This window comes from Polaromonas sp. P1_G2 (genome assembly GCF_056405515.1).
Genome location: NZ_JBFUBY010001850.1, coordinates 1 through 349 on the forward strand (window position 1 = coordinate 1; position 349 = coordinate 349).

Below are 349 nucleotides of genomic sequence, written 5' to 3' on the forward strand. Positions count from 1 at the left end.
TCTCCAACCAATCCACAAATCGCCGGTCTGCTATCCGGATGAGGTTGTGATAAAACCTCTTCTGATCGATACCCTGCTTATTGCCGCCGACCAGAATGATTGCCTGCCTTTCGGGATCGAAAGCGAAGGCGAAGCGCCAAACACCCTCGTGCGAGAAGCGGATTTCTTTCATATTGCTATGCTTCGAGCCTTCCAACGTATCCACATAGGGTCTTCCGAGACCGGGGCCCTTCTCAGCAAGGACAGTTATGACCTCGAACAGTTTGTCGGCCACACCGTCATCAAGCACTTCAAGCTCCTTGGATAACTCTGGGTGTTCTCGAACGATCCATCTCACAAAATATAGGCC

1 protein-coding gene is annotated in these 349 nt (G+C 51.3%); it reads right to left on the minus strand.

Going from position 1 to position 349, the window contains the following annotated elements; all coding sequences use genetic code 11:
- A partial coding sequence (locus AC1D0P_RS32885) for a type II toxin-antitoxin system RelE/ParE family toxin (RefSeq protein WP_477680546.1) occupies nt 1-289 on the minus strand: 289 nt, incomplete at its 3' end.
- Nucleotides 290-349: the final 60 nt, after the last annotated feature.